The sequence below is a fragment of the Gordonia sp. UBA7599 genome, assembly GCA_002477755.1.
Taxonomy (GTDB): Bacteria; Actinomycetota; Actinomycetes; order Mycobacteriales; family Mycobacteriaceae; genus Gordonia.
Genome location: DLKD01000012.1, coordinates 1 through 228, shown reverse-complemented (window position 1 = coordinate 228; position 228 = coordinate 1). Strand labels below are relative to the sequence as shown.

Annotated in this window: 1 pseudogene; it reads right to left on the bottom strand. The window is 76.3% G+C overall.

Annotated features, from left to right (window positions below):
* A pseudogene (locus B4L26_RS01215) lies at positions 1-228 on the bottom strand (allophanate hydrolase subunit 2 family protein); the annotation flags it as partial.

Below are 228 nucleotides of genomic sequence, written 5' to 3'. Positions count from 1 at the left end.
GAACAGCACCGGCTGACCGCTGGGCGGCACCTGGACCGACCCGTGCGCGATGCCCTCCGAACGGAGCTCGGGCAGGTCGGGCAGGTGCTCGAGCGGCGGACCGTCGGCCCGGTCGAGGCGGATGCCGACGCGGTTGCTGGCCGCGTTGACCGTCCAGGTCCCCGCGAACAGCGCATCCGCGTCGGCGAGGCGCTCCGCGCGCGGCCCGGGGGAGGCGGTGAGCACGAC